Below are 18286 nucleotides of genomic sequence, written 5' to 3'. Positions count from 1 at the left end.
CGGTGTCGTACGGACTCGTAGCCTTGCCTGGATCTCCTGACATCAGCAGTCATTAGTCAGGATTGCGATGTCACAGGAGGTGAACATGCGGAAGATGTCAGTTGCCGCACTCGCGGCCACCTTGCTGGCGGGCGGCTCGACTCTCGCGCTCGCCCAGTCGAGGTCCGGCGACTCTCAGGAGAACCAAGACGCGCGGAACCAGATCTTCGGCTCCAATGCGCCGGGCATCGAACGGGATTGGATCCCTGGTCCGCTCTCTCCCGCCGCGGAGCGCCACGGGGATTCGGTGCAGTACAACAGGACCTGGCCTGCGGGCGATCTTTCGGCTGCGGGCGAGAGCCCACCAAGCCAAAGTCGTCTCGACGCGCATAGCCGCCTGAACCAGCGCGCTGCGCTGCGCCACCAGCTGCGCCAAGCTGGTTTCCAGAACATCCGGATCCTGAATGCCACCTATTTGGTTCAAGCCCGCATCCCAGATGGAAGGTCTGTGCTGATGTTGGTCGATCCTCCGCCGATGGCTGCGTCGGGAGCAACCGACTCCATAAGCCAGCGGGGCCAGTCTTCCGACCCAAATCAGCGCCAAGGTGGCGCATCCGCTTCTGGCCCGCAGTTCGGCTCGAAAGGCACCTCTGAAACGGCCTCCAGTCGGGACCAATTCTCCGCTCCCCTGTTGAATCCTGACCAGGTGCGGCGGGATCTCCAGTCGCGCGGGTTCGCCGACATCTCGAACTTGAGCAGGGATGGCTACAGCTATACCGCGACGGCGGATTGGCGCGGCCGGGAGGTGAACATTCGGGTGGATGGGCGCACGGGCTTCATTTATGAGCCACGCCCACTCACGCCCAACCAGATGCAGGGCATGCGTGAAGATTTGAACACCCCAAGAGGCGGGTAACCCCGCTCCTCGGCCGTGATGTGGCTGTACCCAAAGGTTGCCGGCGGAGCCCCGCTGGCCGCGGACGCTCCCTGTAGCAACGCCGTTACTGTCTACGAGGCGACCTGGATGGATCATCCAGGTCGCCTCCATTTTGCTCTCAGGGATGCGCTCCAGGAGCGAGCGCTGGAGCCGTAGCGGTGTAGACCCGCTTGCCGTCTTTGTCCGAAGCGCATGGCACCATCGGGATGCTCTTCATCCGAGCAGGTGGAGCAGAACAGGAATACTGGCCAGCCCGGCCATGACACTGGCTGGAACGAGCCAATGCACCTGATCCATGCTTCTCACCCGGGCGGCAGCCGTGCCGGCGGACATGGATTGGCCGAAAAGGCAGGAGCACATGATGTAGTGAGCGCCGTCCTCCGAGATCTGAAAGAAGGCCATTGCATCGCCAAGCCTGTCGCTCCGGAGTCCGGCAGCGCGCAGGACCGGATCCTCGAAGGCAACGGCCAGGGGGGAGTTGTCGGCCCGCATGGAGGGGCGCTCATCCCTCGGCGCGAACTCGATCTCGCCCAGGGTGCTGAGCCGGCGGTTGGGATCGCGCTCGAGCAGTTCGGCCCAGCGCTCCAGGCGCTCGCGCCGGGTCAGCACTTGTGGCGGGCTGGGTTGCACGTCTGCAAAACCGCGGATTTGATCGATATCCCTGTGTTCCATTGAACTCTCCATTTCAGAGGATGATCAAGGCGGCGCCGCTATGGCCTAGAGGCTGGCGCGGTTGGCGGGGCTGCATCAACAGACGGAGCTACAACACCTGTCGTGAGGGACTCGTCGGCAGGCAGGCCCCAGACGAATATGGCGGCAACAACAAGGATCACTGCCAATGCGCCGATGGCCCAGCCCCACGGGGATCGGCTCCGGTAGCGAGGCTGGCCGCTAGGAGCGGCGGGAGCGAATGGATCACGCTGAAATACCATCGTCATCTCCCTTATGTCCGGCCGTCACCCAGCCCTGCGGCGCGGGTACCTCTAGGTGCGGACTGGACCCGATGTTCCCGTCGCGGGAATGAGGCCGGCTCGCCTGTCCTGCGGGAGATCGAGTGGCTGATCCGGGCGGGTGTTTTCAAGCATGCCGGCCTGCCATGTTGGCGCATGCCCTCCAGACAGCCAGCCCGGCTCACGACCAAAGGAACTTCCATAAGGTACGCACCGACGAGCTGGAGAGGTAATGCTCTGCACCTGTGTCGGTTCTGGCCGACGGCGGATAGCCCGGGCAATTCCGGTACGGAAGCAGACCGTTGCGCTATCAGCGGCAACGCCTGTGTGAGACGTGGCGGTCCAACCCTTGTACACGAGAAGCTCGGAGAAGCAGCGGCCGCAGGGCTCCCGACGGCACATGACGCCTGCTGCGTCTGCTACCGTACCCATTTCCAGGATTCGCGCCGAACGCCCGGTGCGAGCTCCGGTTGTTCACTAGACCGTGCGCGTGCCCCAACCCATGGAGCTGGGCCGCCACCGCACTTGGCCGCATTCCACGTTTCCATTGCGAACCGGACAGGAGTAACACCATGGAATTCAAGCGTTTGATCCCTCCCGCTGTGCTCGCACTAGCACTCGGAGTAGGATCCATATCTCCCGTCGGGGCCCAAGTTGGGACCAATCCAGGCGCTGCCTTGAACAACTGGACGTACAACGGTCTCTACCAGAATGGCTGGAGCGCCGAGCGGCTCATGGACAACGCCGAGGTGTACGGTGTGACGGGCGAGGAGATCGGCGATATCGAGAATATCATCATCGGTCAGGGGGGACGTGTCCAAGGCATCATCGCCGAGGTCGGCGGCTTCTGGGACATCGGCGACACGCATGTGTTCGTTCCCTGGGATCAGCTACAGGTCAGCCCAACCCTCGACCGCGTGACCATTCCGGTCACCCAGGAGAATGTCGAGGATTATACCTATGCCGCTGACTTCTTCCTGACCCGCTCCGATACGCAGCGCACCCAGGTGGTGAATGACGATCTTGACACCAGCACCCAGCTCTGGAAGGCGACAGACCTCATCGATGATTATGCCTATCTCGCCAATCGCCGCAGCTACGGCTACGTCAACGACCTGATCTTCTCGGCTGACGGTATGCTCCAGGCACTGGTTGTGAACGCCACGCCCGCCTACGGTGCCGGCTTCCGTGCCTTCCCGTACTACGATGGCTATGGCTGGAGCCCGGGGTTGGCCAACTACAATCTGCCTTATGCCGAGGCCGACATCGTCAATCTGGCGCGCTTCGACTACGACCGGCTGCCGAGCCGCGTTGAGATGCAGAACAAGGCAGTGGCCAGCAACGCCGCGCCGACAGGCACCCGGACGGAAGTCACCGGGGCCGTTCCGACCCAGTGGACGTTCCGAAACATCGACAGGGATCAGAACCTCGAACTGACCGATCGGGAATTCTCACGCGTCAGCGGCAACATATACAGCCGTTGGGACGCGAACCAGAATTCGCGGCTGGAAGAGAACGAGTTCTACAACGGCCTCTACAATGTGTTCGACATGAACCGTAATGGGCGCGTCGCGCAAAACGAGTTCACCCGGGGGTGGCGCAACTGGGGCCTGGCCAACCAGCAGGTCTCCTACGGCACATTCGACGCAAATGGCGACGGTGTCCTCGACCAGAACGAATTCCGCTCCGGGTTCGACCGCATCGGCTATTACGGCCGCTGGGATGTCGACAGCGATGGCATGTTGGCTGAGAACGAGTTCAGCCCCGGGATGTACGACATATGGGACGCAGACTCGGATGGCGTCTTGGCCCAGAACGAGTTCAACGACCTCGCAGAGCGCAAGTGGTTCTGAGTGTTCAGAGGTTAGCTGAAACCAGCATGGCCGGGCATACGTGCCACGGCCATGCTGCGCTCCGCTGCTAGTCTGGATCGTAAGACCGGAACTTGTTGGCCAGCGCCGCCCACACCAGTGTGCGGCCAGTCACGACCCTGCGGGAGCCCCGTTACGAGCCTCCCACCGCATTTGGATGATTGGCTGGCTCTTCCTTCTAAGAATTCATAAGTGGTGCAACGAATAGCGGGTGTTGCTGGGCTCCCAGTTACAGGATGGACGCGGTTCATTTCCTGGTTTCATTCGCCAGCTCTGCCGCGCTCGATTCTCAGATGCTGATACGTCTGAGCCGCCCTGATATAAACATCAGACGATCCGACAAACCGGATCGAGATGATGCGACTGGCAAGAGCGTCACCTAAACCATCAGCTAAGTTGAGCGGTGTGCATTGAGTGATTGCTGCCAATGCAGACGTTGTGAAAGCCTGACGCGCGGCCGCATTCCCTGACCGGCGCGAGTAAGTTACAACTGGCGTGCCAATGATCTCGCCTGTTCTTTTGAGGCTAAAGCGAAGGGTGGTTTCCTGCCCCTGTGAGCCTATTGGCGGTCGCCAGCATCGAACAAGGGCCGGCCAAACATCTTTCAGCTTAGTAAGCTGATGGCCTTCTGGCCTCCTTGCCGTCGAGGGTCCGTTTTGAGTGCCGCTTGCACTTGTACTGAGGAGAAACACGAGGAGAATGGCACAGGCGCGCTGAGGTTTCGCGACGGAACCGACACTCGCCGGAGACCCGTCCGAGATCATGAAAAGCTGCCGCGGAACAAGATGGTGGCGAGCATGCCTCGTTCGCGATGGTTACCCACCGGACAGTATGCTGTGTACTCGCCAGCGGGCAGGCGGAGAGTGAAACTGGTGGTCTGGCTCGGCTGCAGGCGACCGGAAATAACCTCGACTTCCTTGCCGTCGATCTTACCCTCGATCTCGAAGGAGTGAAGGATAGAACCAGTATTGCGGATCTCAAACACAGCCTCATTGCCGGGAATGGTTGCACGCCCATCCAGCCCAAGGCCCCATTCGTGCAGATCGATATGGACAGCTGGGGGACCTTGCTTAGCGGCACTCTGAGCCTGTTGGGCGGCGGCAGGAGCAATCGAGACTAGTGCTGCAATGGCCGTGAACATCGAGGTCATCATCTGGGCCATGACGCGGTTCCTTTGGCTAGGGATTGTCCTCTCTCGAGCATTAAGCCTTTGTATGGATTTTCGGTCACAACTGGCAACATTTGGTCTGACCCTGTGGGTCCAATACTAATTGATAGATGAAGTACGCTTCCGGACAGAAATCATGTCTCTCCAGCTTAAGCATCCTATGCGGCGAACGACACAACGATGCTCAATTGCCTTACGCTGGAACTTGGCCCGCCGCGTACGCTTGAACCTTTGTTCATAGGGAGACGAGCACTTGTAGCGCCGTAATGCTGTTATGACTGATTCTACTTCTTTCGGATCTCAACGCTCTTCCAACTCAGTTGGACCTGAACTGCAGGGGACATTTCCGCGTCCCGGTAGCATAGGTCCGGAGATCGGCGCACAGCACGGCTCGGCGCCTGCACAGGATAAGAACTCCGATAACGCGCTCCGCGAATTCTACCTGCTGCTGCGAGAAATGTTTGAAAGAAGAAAAGGATGGCCAATCACACGCCTCTCGCTGGCGATTATCGTCATTCTGATCGGCAACATGATCGGGCAGGTGCGCCTCAACGCCTGGAACGGCGCCTTCTTCGACGCTGTTGAAAGACGTAACTCTACCGCCTTTCTCTGGCAGCTTGTGATCTTTCTAGGTATTATCGCCTTTCTCCTCGTCATGGTGGTCGCTCAGACTTGGCTTCAGGAACGTCTGAAGATCCGCCTGCGCGAGCGTCTGACCCATGTTCTTCTTGATGTCTGGCTGAAGCCCAACCGGGCCTACCAGCTCAGTCATGTCGGGCGTGCAGGCGCGCAACCGGATCAGCGGATGCAGGAAGATTGTCGACTCTTTTCTGAGTTCACGACAGAGCTGGGAGTAGGAATGCTGCAGGCTTTCCTGATGCTCGTCAGCTTCATTGGAGTTCTCTGGACGCTCTCCTCCTATGCGAGTTTCGAGTACAAGGGAGAGGAAATCATTATTCCCGGCTACATGGTCTGGATTGCCGTTGGATATGCAAGCATCGGGTCCGGCCTGACCTGGCTCGTCGGACGCCCTCTCATCCCCCTGAACACCACTCGATATGCACGGGAGGCCGAACTGCGGTTTGCTCTCGTCCGTGTGAACGAGAGTTCTGAGAGCGTTGCGCTCTACAATGGCGAGCAGGATGAGCGACGCAGTCTAAATCTCACCGTCGATGCCGTTCTCCTGGCGACGCGCCGATTGTCTGGCGCTCTCGCACGCCTGACATGGATCACATCAGGATACGGATGGCTCGCCATCGTGGTGCCGATCCTGGCGGCCGCACCCGGATATTTTGCCGCACGTCTCAGTTTCGGTGAGATGATGATGGTGGTGGGAGCCTTCGGTATGGTGCAAGGATCCTTACGGTACTTTGTCGATAACTTCCCGAAAATCGCGGATTGGCGCTCGGCGCTGTTGAGAATAGCCACGTTCCGACAGGCTGCGTTGGATCTTGATAGGACAGTAGAGGAAAACCGAAAGATCGAAATCGTGCCCCATCCCCGTGGCTGGTTGCGGTTTGAGAATCTCTCGATTGCCTTGAGCGACGGAAGCATCATCCTTGAGGGTGCGAATGCTGAGATTAAAGCAGGCGAGCGCGTGCTCATTGTTGGAGAATCCGGTTCAGGCAAAAGTACTCTCTTCCGCGCCATTGCGGGTCTTTGGCCCTGGGGTTCAGGCGAGATCCAAATCCCTCCTGGCGAGCAGATGATGTTTCTGCCGCAACGTCCCTACCTTCCGCTCGGAACCTTGCGTGCTGCACTGTGCTACCCCGCAGCACCGGACGGTTTCAGCGATAACGAGGTCAGAGCAGCCCTCGAGCGGTGCGGCTTGGGCGATTTTCTGGGCGCTCTGGACGAGAACAGGCGCTGGGATCAGTCTTTATCGCTCGGCCAGCAACAGCGGGTCGCCTTCGCCCGTATCGTTCTTCACAAACCACGCTGGGTTTTCATGGATGAGGCAACTTCGGCTCTTGATGACGAGAACCAGACTTCCATGCTGTCGCTGTTCGAAAATGAGCTGAAAGGCGCCTCTGTTCTATCCATCGGACACAGACCGGGCTTGGAAGAGTTCCACTCCCGCACCCTCCAGATCCGCAAGACGAGAGAAGGAGCGATTCTGCTCGTCCGCACCCCTCCCCCTGCTTTGCGCAACTTCTCTGATTGGTTGCGTCGAATAGGGATCAGAGCACCCTAGAACAGCCGAATGTCCGTTCATCATGGCACAGAACGGCTCCTCGCCTCGTTTCTCGCAGGAGCCATGGATCGCAGCGCGCCGTTTTGGAGAGCATGAAGTCTCGTGGGGCCGATCATAGGGGCACGGGGCTTGGGGCTCGACTACGGTGGTTAAGGCCCACTCGCTCCAGCACTTCCGCCTCATGCCAACAAGCGACATTCCGGTGTGTTTTCGCACCTCGAGCTGGAGAGCTCTCAGCGATAGTACAGCCGTGTTCCAACTGAGACGTCTACCAGCGATCTAGGAGCTGATGATGATCACGGCTATCGTGCGTTTTCCCCTGCCCCAAGGCCTCTCCCCAGACGAGGTGAAGAAAGCCTATGAGCACTCCGCCCCTCAGTTCCGAGGAGCGCCAGGGCTCGTCCGCAAATACTACCTGCACGGGGCGGACCAGACCGGAGGCGGCGTCTACCTGTGGGAGAGCCGCGAGGCCGCCGAGGCCATGTACTCTGACGCTTGGCGGCAGCGGATTGCCGAGCGCTTCGGCACTCCCCCGACGATCGAGTACTTCGACACGCCGCTGATCATCGACAACGCAGAGAGCACCGGGTGAGCGTAAGGCTTCCGTGATCTTAACCTGGGTTGTGGCGCACGCCCCGGGTTCTTCATACTGTTTGGCTTCCTGGTGGATCTGAAGGCTGGCATGGCCTACCCGACGTCGAAGGCTCATCACCGCAGAAACTGGCTTCTGGCTGCCCTGGAGCCTGAGGATCTGGCTTGGCTGGAGCCGCACCTGGAGGTGGTAATCCTGCCCAAAGGCACGATCCTGTATGAGGCCGGGGATCCCATCCGCTACACCTACTTCCCGCATGATGCCACCGTGGGCCTGATCAACGTCATGGAAGAGGGCCAGTTCGTCGAGGTGGCGTCCTTCGGGCGGGAGGGGCTGTTCGGCCTGATCAGCGCCATTGTCTCGCGCGAGGCTTTCGGGCGCTACAAGGTGCAGGTGCCCGGCACCGCCTCCCGGATCGCCATTGATCGCATGCAGGAGGTGATGCGCGCCCGTCCCAAGATCCAGCGTCTGGTGCTCAGCTACAGCGAAGCGCTCCTGGCCCAGACGTTCCAGACGGTCTCCTGCAATGCCATTCACACAGTGGAGGCGCGCTGCTGCAACTGGCTCCTGAGCACCCGGGACAGGATCGACGAGGACCTCCTGCCCCTGACCCATGCCGATCTGGCCGAGCTGCTCGGGGTGCAGCGCTCCACGGTCAGTACGGTGCTGCGCACCTTCCAGACACAGGGGCTGATCACACAGCAGCGCGGCGGCATCATCATCGCGGATCGGGCTGGCCTCGAGGAGATCACCTGCGAGTGCTACGGCCGGATCCGCCACACCTTCGCACGCCTGCTGCCAATGCCATAGCATCCGCTATGCACTCCCGAACTGACTTTGGCGCAATGTCTCGGAAGTGCCAACAGCAGGCGTTCGCCGGCATTGCGCTAACGCTCGTCGGATTGATTACAAGCAAGACTTCTATGAGGGAAGCTCAGGCTCTGGGGAGAACAAGCGGGATGCCAACGCATAACTCGCCGCGCCAGCAAGTCTCAGAATTGATCAGGGTCCAGACGGGCACCTGCATCAAGGGGAGCCTTTGACCTCGACGTCCCTCCTTATCGGGTGGTTGTCCGCGTCCACGCGGGCGGGTCGCTGGCGGGAAAGGACCCCTCATCGGCCTCCTCGACGATGTCGAAAGGCATTTCCCGGTCTTCGGAGATGCTGACCAGATCGGTGTGCCCGAAGCCCTTGGAGTAGTCGAGCACCGAAATGACGGTCGGCGTCACGCGGAAGATGCGGACTTCCTCCGGGGCCGGCATCGGCCCTGGCAGGGAGGTCTGCTCGGGATACTTCCGCACGAGCATCCCCATCACCCTGCCCGCCTCCGCCATGTTGGTCACCGCCTGCGCATGTCCTGCCATGGACAGGCCGCTGATCGCCATGATGTCCGACGTGTCGTGGTCAATCGTCAGGGACACCCGGTCATCCCGAGCGAGGTTCGCAGCCTTCTGGCTGTCCAGGCCGCACAGGAAGTAAAGGGTGAGGCCCTCGCTGGCGTAGCCGACGGTGGTCGCCTGCGGCCAGCCGTCCGGCCTGAGGGTGGCAACCGTCATGATCCGGTGCTGCTCGAGCAGCGTCAGAATCTTTCGTCTGATTTCCTCGTCCATCTCCCGCCTCCATGATGGCGCGCAATCCAACGCGGACGGAATTGATAGGAAGTCGACTATCGCGACCGTTGGACACGGTTGAGCCGCGCCGCCCAGGTGGATGGCCAGAACGCCAGCACGCCTACGATGAGTGTGAGCAGCAGGAGTGCCACCATGACCTGGATGATCCCGAAGTTGGGCGCGTCCTCAGCGACGACCCAGCCCGTCACGGCACCGGCGGCGATCATCAAGAGACGGACGATCCAGGAGATCATGCCCTCCTCCATCGGCCGAAGGCTGCACAGGATCCGTCCGGTCCTGCCTTCAACGAGACTGCCTCAGTATAGCACTTCTTCGTTGGGCCGGTTTGATTCAGATCAAGGCGGCGGCAGGTGAACCCGCTCAACATCCTTCTGTCGAATTCGGATCTGGGAAGCGCCGGCCGCCAAGCTGCCTCAGGTTCACCGAATTGTTCTGATTAACCTAGGTTAGTCGCGTAGGCGGACGCTGTAAGAACCAGAACCCCAGCGGAGGAAGCCATGTCAACAGATGTGGAGCATCTGCGCTTCCAGGAACCATCGCGCTCGAATCGGGTGTACTCGCCCGACATTCTGCCCCGGCTCCAGTCACTCCTGGCCGACCTGGTCGACATCGACTTTGCCTGTCAGCAGAAGCTCGAAGCCATCGAACGTGGCCGCGGCGACGAGAGCCTCAAGCGCAGGAAGATCGCCCAGCTTTGGCAAGACCATCAGGACCGCCGCGCACCCTACGTTGCGGCACTTGAGGACTTGCAGGAGCAGGCCAAGGGCTGTTTCGAACGATAAAGCCCGCCCTGGGACTGCGTGATGAGAAGAGGTCCGGTCCATGAAGGCGATGGTCCTCCACGAGGTGCGCACGCCCCTTCGTCTTGAAGAGCGGCCTCGGCCCTCACCGGGTCCAGGTGAGATCCGCGTTGCGGTGGAAGCCTGCGCGGTGTGCCGGACCGATCTCCATGTGGTCGATGGCGACCTGCCGCATCCCAGGCTTCCCCTCGTCCCCGGCCATGAGATCGTGGGACGGGTGGAGGCCCTCGGGTCCGGGGTCCGGAGTCACAAACCGGGGGGCCGTGTAGGCATTCCCTGGCTGGGCAATACCTGCGGGCATTGCTCCTACTGCATCTCGGGACATGAGAACCTGTGCGACGAGCCGCTATTCACCGGCTATACCCGCGACGGCGGCTTTGCCTCCCATGCGATTGCGGATTCGGCGTACGCCTTCAGCCTGCCGGAGGACGGCGATCCCGTTACCCTGGCTCCGCTCCTCTGCGCCGGACTGATCGGCTGGCGTTCGCTGGTGGCCGCTGGTCCCGGTGAGAGGATCGGGATCTTCGGGTTCGGTGCAGCGGCTCACATCATCACTCAGGTCTGCACGTGTCAGGGACGGCGTGTCTTCGCCTTCACGCGCCCGGGCGATGTCGCCGCCCAGGATTTCGCCCGCTCGCTCGGCGCAGCCTGGGCCGGAGGCTCGGACCAAGCGCCACCGGAAAGCCTCGACGCGGCGATCATCTTCGCGCCCGTGGGCGATCTCGTACCCCTGGCGCTCAAGGCCGTGCGCAAGGGCGGCCGCGTGGTCTGCGGCGGCATCCACATGAGCGACATCCCGAGCTTTCCCTATCGGCTTCTCTGGGAGGAGCGGCAGGTCGTCTCCGTCGCCAACCTGACCCGACAGGACGCCGCGGATTTCCTGGCGATCGTCCCCGAGGCCCGGATCAGGACCCAGACGATGCGCTACCCACTGGAGGCCGCCAACGAGGCCTTGGATGACCTGCGGTCGGGACGGCTCCAGGGGGCCGCGGTCCTCGTCCCCTGATGCAAAGGAAGCAGATGTCATTGCGTCCGGAAATCGAACCACAGGTTCAGAGGGAGGAAGTCATGATCGAGAACATTCGCAGCATCCTGATCGGGATCACGGAGGAAGGCGAGGCCGAGGAACGCTCGTCCGCCCTGCCCTACGGGCTTTCGCTCGCCAGGCAGTCGGACGCCCATGTCACTGTCGAGGCCGCCTCCCTGAAGCTCACCCTGACCCATGCCTTCGTCAGCGCCATCGCCGAAGGGCTGGTGGCCGCCGAGAACCGTCGGCTGGATGCGCTTGCGCGCGCGGTCGCCGACTCGTCCCAACGGGCCGCGGCCGCATCGGGCGTCGCCTGCACCACACAGGCGCCGCAGCTCGCCTATCCGGCCCTCATCAAGAGCTTTACCTCCCTTGCCCGCGCCCATGATCTGTCGATCCTCGACGCAGAACCGATTGCCCTGGCCGTTGATCGCGGGCTGATCGAGGCCGTGCTCATGGACAGCGGCCGACCTCTCATCGTCGTGCCACAGGGTCGCGAAGCCTTCGCGGGAGGCAAGATCGTCGTCGCATGGGACGGCAGCGCCAAGGCGGCACGTGCCCTGAACGATGCACTGCCGTTCCTGCGGGCCGCCACTCAGGTCGAGCTGGTCAGCGTCACGGGCGAGAAGGACCTGGCGCACACGGTGCCCGGTGCTGAGATCGCGCCGCATCTCACCCGTCATGGGGTCACGTTGAACGTCCTCGCGCTGCCCGCGATGGAGGGGGACGTAGCCGAAACCTTGCGCAACCATGCCCACCTGACGCGCGCCGACATGATCGTCATGGGAGCCTATGTCCATTCACGCCTGCGCGAGATGGTGCTCGGCGGCACGACGCAATCGCTGCTCAAGAACGCCCCGGTGCCCCTGTTCCTATCGTACTGACAGTAGAGGCTTGGCATTCGCGCCCCCTCTCCACCAAGGGAGGTCTGCATGTACAAGAACATCCTGATTGCCACCGACGGCTCGTCACTGGCGGTGCGGGCCGTCGAACACGGGGTCAACCTCGCCAAGTCCCTTGGTGCCAAGGTCCTGCTCCTGACGGTCACCGAGCGCTTCCATGTCTTCGCGCTTGAAGCCGATCAGTTGGAGGAAACATCGGATTCGTTCAGGGAACACATGCAGAAGCTGGCCGACCGTACCCTGTCGGAAGCGTCCGAAATCGCGCGCAACCTGGGTGTCGAGGCAACGACGCTTCAAATGGAGGACGACGCGCCCTATCGGGCGATCATCCGTATGGCCGAGGATCACGTCTGCAACCTGATCGTCATGGCTTCGCATGGGCGCGGAGGGGTCTCGGCTCTCCTTCTCGGGAGCGAGACCATGAAGGTGCTCGCACACTCGAACATCCCGGTCCTCGTCGTGCGGTGATCCAGACGGACTTCAGCCCTGGATGGATTGCAGGTAGGCGATCAGGTCGTTGATCTGCGCGGGATCGAGCTGGAACTGCGGCATGGAGGGGTGGCCCGTCGTGATGCCTTCCGCAAAGGCCTCCGCGAGGTCCTCGACGGGATAGCGGGTGTGCAGGGTCCGGAAGGGCGGGGCCTCCGGAACGGGGCTCTCGCCTACGCGGCCGATGGCATGGCATTGGGAGCAGTTCGTCTGCGCGAACGTGAACCCGCGCTGCACCCGTCCGGACTGGGCCATGGCGGCTGTCGATGCGATGGCGAGGCAGAGAAGAGCGACCAGCCTCATCTCCAATGCCCCCCTGCCTTGCCCGGTTCTGCCGGCTTTACCGAGACGATCTGAAACGTGTAGGGCTTGTCGTCATCGTCCTCGATCGTGATGTACTCGCCCTCAACGAAACGATGCTGATGCAGGTGATAGCCCGCTTCTTCGTCGCCAAGCCGACCTTGGTTGTAGTCGATCATCCAGGTCGCTCCACCCGCCCCGCCCGGCCGGTGAACGAGAACTCCCTGGCGCTCGCCCTCGTCGGCCCAGAACCGGCGGACCCGGCAGTACGCCCGCTTGTCAGACCATTCCTCCTGATCCAGATGGCCCTCGTCATCGAGCGGTGCGGTGATCTCGTAGCCGTAGCGCGGACTGCCCTCGGGAAACTGCTTGCTGCGGGCCAGATGAAGCGTGACGTGATGGAGCATCGGTCCCTCCCGGAATTCACGCGGGTCTCGAACAGACCTCGACATTGTGGCAAAGCCTAGATCGAACCCGCCCGGCCGCCTTGATCCCGATCAATCCGCTGCGGAATTACGGGCAAGTCAGCCGGACTGGTCCTTGGACCCGTTCCTCAAGGCATCCCTGATGCGCCTGATGATGACCCCTTTCGCCTTCCGGTCGGCCGCCGCCTCGACAGCGTCGCTGATCTGGAGCAGCAGTTCCGCATAGTCGTTGTGCCAGTCGCGGTGTCCGGCGCCCGCAGGCGGCAGCCGCTCCTCGTGGCGCTCGATCCGGACCGCGCGGTCGCCCGCCAGATCATAGACGTCGTCGATCTCCGGAATGATCGCACCGGGCACATGATCGAGATCGCCGAGGGACGCTTGCAGCGCCTTGAGGGCCGGATCCTCGCCATGCACGAGGAAGACCCCGCGCTGAACCGGAAGACGCTCGGCAAGCCAGGCCTTCAGCTCCGGCCCGTCAGCATGTCCCGAGTAGAGATCGAGCGTCCGCATCCTGGCACGCACCTTCACCTCCTCACCGTGGATCCGGACCTTCGAGGCGCCATCCTGAAGGATCCGTCCGAGCGTGCCCTGCGCCTGAAACCCGACGAAGAGAACGGTGGCCTCGTCCCGCCAGAGCCAGGCCTTCAGGTGATGCCGGATGCGGCCTGCCTCGCACATGCCGCTCGCCGCGATGATGATGTGGAAGCTGTGGATGCGGTCGATCGCCTTGCTCTGCTCGACGGTCTCCGTGAAGCGGACCCATCGGGACTCGAGCGCCTGGACCAGGTCAGCGCCGTTCCTGAGTTCTCCCGCATGCCGCTTGAAGATGACGCTGGCCTTCGAGGCCAGGGGCGAGTCAATGAAGATCGGAATGTCGGGCAACTCGCCCGCTTCCATCAGCTCCATGAGGTCGACGAGGAGCTCCTGCGTCCGCTCGACCGCAAACGAGGGAATGAGCAACGCTCCGCTCGGATGCCTCGCCGCGCGCACCTCATCCCGCAGCATCCGGCGGCGGTGCTCGATGGTGGTGCCCGCACGATCCGTATCGCCATAGGTGGATTCGAGGATCACGTAATCGAGGTCCCGCGGCCCATCGGGATCCGGTTGCAGGAGCTTGTGGTCGGGGCCGACGTCGCCGGAGAACAGCAGCCGGGTTGGTTTCTCCTCGCCGCCATGCGTCACCTCCATCTCGATGGAGGCCGAGCCCAGGAGATGGCCGGCGTTCCAGTAGCGGGCGCGGAAGCCAGGGGCGACCTCCTGCCACTGCCCGTAAGCCACGGGCCGGAACTGCCTGAGGCACGCGACCGCATCCTCCTCCGTATAGATCGGCGACACGGTTTCACGACCCCGGCGGCGGTTGCGGCGGTTGAGCTGATCGACCTCCATCTCCTGGATGTAGCCGGAGTCCGGCAGCATGATGGACGCAAGGTCGGCCGTTCCGGCCGTCGCGTAGATCGGGCCATCGAAGCCTGCCTTCACGAGCTTCGGCACGAGACCGCTGTGATCGATGTGCGCGTGGGTGAGGCAGAGGGCATCGATGCCGGCGGCGCGGAACGGAAAGTGCTGGTAGTTGAGCTCCCTCTCCTCCTTCGACCCCTGGAACATGCCGCAATCGACCAGGATGCGGGCTGCTTCCGTCTCGAGCATGAAGCAGGAACCCGTCACGGTTCTGGCGGCGCCGTGGAAGTGGAGGCGAAGCGACAAGGTTCTCTCCCGGGCTTTAATTGTCGGGCGGAAGGATCGCACCTTCGTACACCTCGGTCGAGCCGTCGCATTTGATCCCGGTCAAGCCCTCGGAACAAGGTGAGACCGTTCCTGCGCCTTACCTGGCCAGCAAGGCGTTATCGAGCCCTCTTGCCGAGGCGGCGCATGGCCTCGAGCCTTGCTGCCCGCTTACTGTCACCCATGCCCTCGATCATGCCGATCAGCGTGTGCCGGTTCGGGCCGATGCCGACGAGGGACAGGATGCTGCGCTTGAGGCTCTTGAGGCTGTGCGCTCCGAAGTACCAGCGATACGCGAAGGCCGGCATGCCCATGGTGATGACAATCCGCGAGGACCTGCCCTTGAGCACGCTCTTCCAGCCCGCCCCTTCCCGACCGCCCGTCATGAACGCGGGGCGCAGGGCCTGCTCCAGGAAGCCCTTGAGAATGGCCGGCATCCCTCCAAGCCAGAGAGGATAGATGATGACGAGGTGCTCCGCCCAGGCCAGCGTCCGCTGGGCCTCCGTGATGGGGGCTGGCGGCAAGGCACCGTCCCAGTCCGCCTTCGAGCGCAACAGCGGGAAATCGAGGTCGGCCACGGTAATGAAACGAACCTGATGGCCGCCTGCGAAGGCCCCTTCGGCGTAGGCGTCCGCCAGTGCATGACAGAAATGCCCGCCTCCGGATGTTGGATGCCCCTGGATGATGGTGATGTGCGTCATGCCGGTGTCCGCTGCTCGTTGCGTGGCATCGATGCCGCCCGGAGTCGCCTGGCCAACCCGAACCAGCCGCCCGCCAGGACCGCGATCATCAGGGCTGCTGCCAACCACCACGGGCTCGGCGGCGACAGGCGAAGAACGGCGGCAAGGGGTGGCACGTAAAGGAGCACGGCGACGATGGCGGCAGCCACGGCCCCGATCACCCAGAAGGCGAACCGGCTACGATCGAAGAACGAGGTGCCCGGCTCCGCCGCATCGGCGAAGGCCAACACCAGGTTTCCGACCACCAGGGCGACGAACGCCGATGCGCGCGCCTGCGTCTCAGGGATATCCACGTTCAGTGCCCAGACATAAAGGCCGAGGACGGCTCCAAGAACGACGGCTCCCTGGATGAACCCGAGCACGATCTGGGAAGTGCCGAAGAGCGGCTCGCGCGCGGGACGCGGCGGCCTCTCCATGGCGTGCCGCTCGCTCGGCTCCCCCTCGAAGGCGAGCGAGCAGACCGGGTCGATCACGAGTTCCAGCAGGATCACGTGCATCGGGTACAGGATCGGCGGCAGGCCCATGACGAGGGGCAGCAGGGCCAGCCCGGCGATGGGCACGTGGACCGCCGTCACGTAGATCAGCGCCTTGCGCAGGTTCGTGAAGATGCGCCGCCCGAGCCGCACGCCGCCGATGATCGAGACGAACCGATCATCGAGCAGGACGAGGTCCGCCGCCTCGCGCGCCACATCCGTGCCGCGTTGCCCCATGGCGATGCCGATATGGCCGACCTCGAGCGCCGGCGCGTCGTTGACGCCGTCCCCGGTCATGGCAACGACCTCGCCATTGGCCTTCAGCGCCTCGACAAGGGCGAGCTTCTGCTCTGGCATGATGCGGGCGAAGACCCGGATCCGCCGGACCCGCTCGTGCAGGCTGTCCGGGTCGAGTTCGGCAATTTCCCGCCCGGTGAGCACGCCGGCACCCGTGTCGATCCCGGCCTGGCGGGCGATCTCCAGGGCCGTGGCCGGGTAGTCGCCCGTGATCATCGCCACGGTGATCCCGGCCCGTTTCGCCTCGGCGACCGCCTGGGGAACATCGGGCCGCACCGGATCGGCGAAGCCGATCAGTCCCTCGAACCGGAACGTCAGATCCTTGCGAGCTGCGGAGCGGTCCCTGTCGTCGCGAACGGACGCAACGCCGAGCACCCGCAGGCCGCGGCCCGCCAGTCCCGCAACCACCGCGTCCATCGCGGCCCGTTCGTCATCGCCCATGCGGCAGAGACGGAAAATGGCCTCGGGCGCTCCTTTCGCGGCATACAGGACAGCGCCTCCTGGGTCCGCCCAGACCTGAACGAATGCCAAGAGCTCGGAACGGAGCGGATAGGTGCGAAGCGGGTCCCCAGCCCTGCCCGGCTCGCCGGACAACCGCTCCGCCACCGCCCGGACGGCACGGTCCATCGGGTCGACAGGGCGGATGGCCGAGGCCGAAACCGCCACCTGGAGCGTCTGCACCATGGATTCCGGCAGCCTGTTGCCGTCCTCGAGTTCCTGAACCCTGCCGTCCCGCCAGATCGTGGTGAGAGCCATCCGGTTCTCGGTCAACGTCCCGGTCTTGTCGACGCACAGGAAGGTCGCCGCGCCGAGGGTCTCGATCACCGCGGCGCGGCGCACCAGCACCTTGTCCCGGGCGAGGCGAAAGGCCCCGAGCGCCATGAAGATCGCCAGCACCATCGGGAACTCTTCCGGCAGGAGCGCGATGGCCAGCGTGATGCCGGACAACGCGCCGCCGATCCAGTCGTCCCGCAGCACGCCGTACGCCACGGCGACGATGGCGCAGAATGCGAGCGCGAGGATGCCGAGTCTGGCGATGAGCGCGCCGGTCGTCTTCTGGAGCAGCGTCGGCTCGTCCTCGATGGCGGCCAGCGAGGCGCCGATGCGTCCGAGCCGTGTCGAGGGACCCGTGCGCACGACGTGGACCATGCCCTGCCCGCGCACGTTCAGGGTCCCGGCAAACAGGTACGGGGTGTCGTCTCCGCCAGGCTCCGGGTCGCCGGCTCCGTCCGTGCCGCTGGGTGCGGGACGCTTCGATACCGGGACCGACTCTCCGGTGAGGGCCGACTCGTCGACCGTCAGTGCGTCGCCCCCGATCAGGAGACCGTCGGCGGGCAGGCGCTCCCCCTCTCCGACCAGGACGAGATCGCCCGGCACGAGATCGCGCGCCGGAACGCGCCGCTCGCTCCCGCCGCGGATCACCCGGGCGAAGGGCTCGGCCAGCTCGCGCAGGGCTGCCAGTGCCCGCTCGCTCCTGGCCTCTTGCAGCACCACCAGGCCGATCGTCACGACGGCGCCGGCCGTCATGAACAGACCTTCCCCGATGTCGCCGAGCACCAGGTAGAGGCCTGCGGCGGCCAGCAGAAGCAGGAACATCGGCTCGCGCAGGATCCCGCGGACGATGTCGACCAGGCCACGGGAGCGCTTCCCCGCGACGGCATTGGGCCCATGCCGGGCAAGCCGGCGCTGCGCCTCGGCCTCGTCGAGGCCCGTCAGGCCCGCAGGTGCGACCGTCGCGGCGTCCGCGTCATGGCCCCTCGGTACCGTTCGCGCATGCACAGTCATGTCC

Annotated in this window: 19 protein-coding genes; 9 read left to right on the top strand and 10 right to left on the bottom strand. The window is 63.3% G+C overall.

Features of this window, described 5'->3' with window-relative positions; genetic code table 11:
- Positions 1-85: 85 nt before the first annotated feature.
- A complete protein-coding gene (locus JQC81_RS03390; RefSeq protein WP_203270307.1) occupies positions 86-895 on the top strand; it encodes a hypothetical protein in 810 nt (269 codons plus the stop codon).
- Between the two features lie 234 nt (positions 896-1129).
- Here JQC81_RS03390 and JQC81_RS03385 read toward each other — a convergent pair whose 3' ends face one another.
- Complete coding sequence (locus JQC81_RS03385) at positions 1130-1588, bottom strand: hypothetical protein (protein WP_246520198.1); 459 nt, start codon at positions 1586-1588, stop codon at positions 1130-1132.
- 955 nt (positions 1589-2543) lie between these two features.
- Here JQC81_RS03385 and JQC81_RS03380 point away from each other — a divergent pair.
- Positions 2544-3719, top strand: coding sequence for a PRC-barrel domain-containing protein (locus JQC81_RS03380; protein WP_203270306.1), 1176 nt, complete (start codon positions 2544-2546; stop codon positions 3717-3719).
- A gap of 278 nt (positions 3720-3997) precedes the next feature.
- Here the strand turns inward: JQC81_RS03380 and tolA are convergent, their stop codons facing one another.
- Together tolA and JQC81_RS03375 are read right to left on the bottom strand one after the other, a co-directional pair.
- Positions 3998-4501 (bottom strand): cell envelope integrity protein TolA, encoded by a 504-nt coding sequence (gene tolA, locus JQC81_RS34680; RefSeq protein ID WP_512699539.1) that lies wholly within the window; start codon positions 4499-4501, stop codon positions 3998-4000.
- The gene (locus JQC81_RS03375) at positions 4498-4899 is read right to left on the bottom strand and encodes a cupredoxin domain-containing protein (protein WP_203270305.1); all 402 of its coding nucleotides are present in this window, start codon (positions 4897-4899) and stop codon (positions 4498-4500) included. Before JQC81_RS03375 ends, tolA begins: the two co-directional genes overlap by 4 nt.
- Before the next feature lie 463 nt (positions 4900-5362).
- Here JQC81_RS03375 and JQC81_RS03370 point away from each other — a divergent pair, with 463 nt between their 5' ends.
- The 3 genes from JQC81_RS03370 to JQC81_RS03360 all read left to right on the top strand — a co-directional run bounded on the left by JQC81_RS03370 (position 5363) and on the right by JQC81_RS03360 (position 8501).
- Positions 5363-7099 (top strand): ABC transporter ATP-binding protein/permease, encoded by a 1737-nt coding sequence (locus tag JQC81_RS03370; RefSeq protein ID WP_203270304.1) that lies wholly within the window; start codon positions 5363-5365, stop codon positions 7097-7099.
- Positions 7100-7391: 292 nt separating this feature from the next.
- A complete protein-coding gene (locus JQC81_RS03365; RefSeq protein ID WP_203270393.1) occupies positions 7392-7691 on the top strand; it encodes a YdhR family protein in 300 nt (99 codons plus the stop codon).
- A 90-nt stretch (positions 7692-7781) separates the two neighbouring features.
- Positions 7782-8501, top strand: a complete 720-nt coding sequence (locus JQC81_RS03360) for a Crp/Fnr family transcriptional regulator (protein WP_203270303.1) — start codon at positions 7782-7784, stop codon at positions 8499-8501.
- Between the two features lie 248 nt (positions 8502-8749).
- On the opposite strand, the gene JQC81_RS03355 is transcribed toward JQC81_RS03360, so the two are convergent.
- Together JQC81_RS03355 and JQC81_RS03350 are read right to left on the bottom strand one after the other, a co-directional pair.
- Positions 8750-9301 carry a pyridoxamine 5'-phosphate oxidase family protein gene (locus JQC81_RS03355; RefSeq protein WP_203270302.1) on the bottom strand — a complete coding sequence of 184 codons (552 nt, stop codon included), beginning with the start codon at positions 9299-9301 and terminating at the stop codon, positions 8750-8752.
- A 56-nt stretch (positions 9302-9357) separates the two neighbouring features.
- Positions 9358-9555 carry a hypothetical protein gene (locus JQC81_RS03350; RefSeq protein ID WP_203270301.1) on the bottom strand — a complete coding sequence of 66 codons (198 nt, stop codon included), beginning with the start codon at positions 9553-9555 and terminating at the stop codon, positions 9358-9360.
- A gap of 264 nt (positions 9556-9819) precedes the next feature.
- Between JQC81_RS03350 and JQC81_RS03345 the strand changes: the two genes are divergently transcribed.
- From JQC81_RS03345 to JQC81_RS03330, 4 genes are all read left to right on the top strand, one after another.
- A complete protein-coding gene (locus JQC81_RS03345; protein ID WP_203270300.1) occupies positions 9820-10104 on the top strand; it encodes a hypothetical protein in 285 nt (94 codons plus the stop codon).
- 40 nt (positions 10105-10144) lie between these two features.
- Entirely contained in the window at positions 10145-11128 is a 984-nt protein-coding gene (locus tag JQC81_RS03340) for a zinc-dependent alcohol dehydrogenase family protein (RefSeq protein ID WP_203270299.1), read from the top strand.
- Between the two features lie 62 nt (positions 11129-11190).
- Positions 11191-12033 (top strand): universal stress protein, encoded by an 843-nt coding sequence (locus JQC81_RS03335; protein ID WP_203270298.1) that lies wholly within the window; start codon positions 11191-11193, stop codon positions 12031-12033.
- Between the two features lie 48 nt (positions 12034-12081).
- A complete protein-coding gene (locus JQC81_RS03330) occupies positions 12082-12519 on the top strand; it encodes a universal stress protein (RefSeq protein ID WP_203270297.1) in 438 nt (145 codons plus the stop codon).
- A 12-nt stretch (positions 12520-12531) separates the two neighbouring features.
- Here the strand turns inward: JQC81_RS03330 and JQC81_RS03325 are convergent, their stop codons facing one another.
- The 5 genes from JQC81_RS03325 to JQC81_RS03305 form a co-directional block, all read right to left on the bottom strand.
- Positions 12532-12843: a c-type cytochrome gene (locus JQC81_RS03325; RefSeq protein ID WP_203270296.1), complete on the bottom strand. Its 312-nt coding sequence runs from the start codon at positions 12841-12843 to the stop codon at positions 12532-12534.
- The gene (locus tag JQC81_RS03320) at positions 12840-13247 is read right to left on the bottom strand and encodes a hypothetical protein (RefSeq protein ID WP_203270295.1); all 408 of its coding nucleotides are present in this window, start codon (positions 13245-13247) and stop codon (positions 12840-12842) included. Before JQC81_RS03320 ends, JQC81_RS03325 begins: the two co-directional genes overlap by 4 nt.
- A 117-nt stretch (positions 13248-13364) precedes the next feature.
- Positions 13365-14969 (bottom strand): MBL fold metallo-hydrolase, encoded by a 1605-nt coding sequence (locus JQC81_RS03315; RefSeq protein WP_281400218.1) that lies wholly within the window; start codon positions 14967-14969, stop codon positions 13365-13367.
- Between the two features lie 137 nt (positions 14970-15106).
- Positions 15107-15688, bottom strand: a complete 582-nt coding sequence (locus tag JQC81_RS03310; protein ID WP_203270294.1) for an NAD(P)H-dependent oxidoreductase — start codon at positions 15686-15688, stop codon at positions 15107-15109.
- Positions 15685-18282: a cation-translocating P-type ATPase gene (locus tag JQC81_RS03305; protein ID WP_203270293.1), complete on the bottom strand. Its 2598-nt coding sequence runs from the start codon at positions 18280-18282 to the stop codon at positions 15685-15687. Before JQC81_RS03305 ends, JQC81_RS03310 begins: the two co-directional genes overlap by 4 nt.
- Positions 18283-18286: the final 4 nt, after the last annotated feature.

It is taken from the genome of Microvirga arabica, from assembly GCF_016811235.1.
Lineage (GTDB): Bacteria > Pseudomonadota > Alphaproteobacteria > Rhizobiales > Beijerinckiaceae > Microvirga > Microvirga arabica.
This window is presented reverse-complemented; position numbering and strand designations above follow the sequence as displayed.